The sequence below is a fragment of the Protofrankia sp. CiP1_Cm_nod3 genome (genome assembly GCF_982290655.1).
Genome location: NZ_CEVIVD010000178.1, coordinates 4,302 through 7,291 on the forward strand (window position 1 = coordinate 4,302; position 2,990 = coordinate 7,291).

At 69.1% G+C, this 2,990-nt stretch carries 1 protein-coding gene; it reads left to right on the forward strand.

Annotated features, from left to right (window positions below):
* Positions 1 to 2,990: helicase-related protein (locus AC5LUJ_RS21760; protein WP_493465633.1), on the forward strand; the 2,990-nt coding region annotated here is incomplete at its 5' end.

Genomic DNA, 2,990 nt, shown 5'->3' on the forward strand with positions numbered 1-2,990 from the left:
TCAAGGAGCTGCTGCTGCGCGATGACGTGAAGCAGTGCCTCATCGTCGCGCCCGGCGGGCTCGTGGAGCAGTGGCAGGACGAGCTCTTCTTCAAGTTCGGCCTCCGCTTCGATCTGCTGACCAGCCAGCTCATCGACTCCCAGGTCAACCTCAACGTCTTCGAGACCTACCCGCTCCTCATCGCACGGATGGATCAGCTCTCCCGCAACGAGCGGCTCCAGGCCCAGCTCGGAGAGACCGAATGGGATTTGATCATCGTCGACGAGGCCCACCGCATGGGCGCCCACTACTTCGGCGGCAAGCTGGAGAAGACCAGGCGCTTCCAGCTCGGGGAGCTCCTCGGCGAGATCACCCGCCATCTGCTGCTGATGACCGCGACCCCGCACTCGGGCAAGGAGGAAGACTTCCAGCTCTTCCTCACGCTGCTCGATCGGGACCGGTTCGAGGGCAGGCAGAAGAAGACCACGGACACCAGCGGGATCATGCGCCGCATGGTCAAGGAGGACCTGCTCACCTTCGAGGGCAGGAAGCTCTTCCCCGAACGCGTCGCCGAGACCGTTCCCTACGAGCTGACCGCGTCGGAGTACGCCCTCTACGAGGACGTCACCCACTACGTCCGCGAGGGGATGAACCGGGCCGACCGGGTCGGCGGCAAGCGCAAGAACACCGTCGGCTTCGCCCTCACCGTTCTCCAGCGGCGGCTTGCCTCCAGCCCGGAGGCGATCTACAAGAGCCTTGTGCGCCGTTGCGAGCGCCTGGAGCGCAAACGGCAGGAGATCCTCAACGGCACCTACCGCGAGCCGGACCCGGCAGTCGAGTGGAGTGCGATCGACGCCGACGAGTTCAACGCCGAGGAGATCGAGGAGCTGGAGGAGGACCTGCTCGACGCCGCCACCGCGGCGCAGACGGTAGCGGAGCTCAACGCCGAGCTGATCGAGCTGGCCGAGCTGGTGAAGACCGCCAGGCTCGTCCGCGACGCCGGCACCGACCGCAAGTGGACCGAGCTGTCGAACATCCTCCAGGACAACGCGCTGACCACCGACGCGAACGGCTGGCCGCGGAAGTTCATCATCTTCACCGAGCACCGTGACACCCTCGACTACCTCCAGGCCAGAATCGGATCGCTGCTCGGCAAGCCCGACACGGTCAGGGCCATTCACGGCGGCGTACGCCGCGGCGAGCGTCGCCAGATCACCGAGGAGTTCACCAAGAACCGCGACGTCCAGATTCTGATCGCCACCGACGCCGCCGGCGAGGGCCTTAACCTTCAGGCCGCCCATCTGATGGTCAACTACGACCTGCCGTGGAATCCCAACCGCATCGAGCAGCGGTTCGGCCGCGTCCACCGCATCGGCCAGGAGGAGATCTGCCGGCTGTGGAACCTCGTCGCGTCCAACACCCGCGAGGGTGAGGTCTTCACCCGCCTGCTGGGAAAGCTCGACCAGATGCGCCAGGACTACGGCGGCAAGGTCTTCGACGTCCTCGGCGAGGCCTTCTCCGAGATCCCGCTGCGCACCCTCCTGCTCGACGCCATCCAGTACGGCGAGCGCCCCGACGTGAAGGCGAAGATGCACGAGGTCATCGACGCCAGCGTCGGCGACGGCCTCAGGGACCTGCTCGAGGAGCGGGCGCTCGCGTCGGAGCACCTCGCCGAGGCCGACCTCCAGCGGCTGCGCGCGGCGATGGACGAGGCTCGCGCCCGGCGGCTCCAGCCGCACTACATCGAGCTGGCGTTCAAGGCGGCCTTCACCCGTCTCGGTGGCCGGATCGCCAGGCGTGAGCGGGGGCGCTACGAGATCGCGAACGTGCCCCAGCACATCCGCTCGGCCGGCAGGGGGCCGATCGCGACGAGATACGACCGGGTCGCCTTCGACCTTGCCCACGCCCAGCCCGACGGGCTCGCTCGGGCCGACCTGCTCGCGCCCGGCCACCCGCTCCACGACGCGGTCATGGACGAGACCGTCCGGCGGTTCGGCGGCGCGCTGAACCATGGCACCGTGCTCGTGTCCTCGACCCTCGACGAGCCACACCTGCTCGTCGGCGTCGTCGAGGAGGTCACCGACGCCACCGGCGAGTCGGTGGCGCGCCGTTTCGGCTACGCCTACGTCGACAGCTACGGCACCGTCAGCCCCGCCGGCCCCGCGCCGTACCTGGACTGCGTCGCCGCTCCCGCGAGCCCGGCGACCGACGCCGCACGTGCCGTTGCGTGGCTTGCCGAGGCCGAGGACACGGCCACGAGCTGGATCATCGCCAACCGGCTCCCCGAATACCTCGCCGAGGTCCGGCCCCGCCGGCTGGCGGAGCTGACGAAAGCCCGCGACCTGGTCACGAAGCGCCTCACCGCGGAGAGCGAGCGCCTGCTGTTCGAGGCGGCGATCGCCTCGGAGAACGAGCGGAAGGGCGAGCGGCCCAGGGAGTCGTCGGAGAGCCTGGGCCGCAAGGCGGTCGAGCTCGACCTCCGGCTGCGCAGGCGCCTGGAGCTGCTCGACCAGCAGCAGCTCATGTCCACCAGGCCGCCCCGCCTCGTCACCGCCGCCCTCGTGCTGCCCGTCAGCATGTTCGAGGACGAACTGCCGCCGTCCGCGCCGATGCACGCCAAGGAGACCAGGGAGGTCGAGCGCCGCGGCGTCGACCTCGTCATGGCGCGCGAGCGAGAACTCGGCCGCCAGCCCGTCGAGCAGGCGTTCAACAATCCCGGCTTCGACATCCTCTCGACCGACGCCCAGGGCGACACCTACCGCATCGAGGTCAAGGCCCGCCTCGACGGCGCCACCGACTTCTTCGTCACCCACAACGAGGTGATGACCGGCAAGAACGCCGTCCCACGTTACCGGCTCGCGCTCGTCAGGGTCGACCCGCGCGGGGCGCGGCACGACGAGGTCCGCTACCTCGACGCCCCCTTCGCCACCACCGACCTCGGCGACTTCGAGGCCACCGGCCTGCGCGGCGACTGGGCCAGGATGTGGGCCAAGGGCAGCACCCCGTTCTGA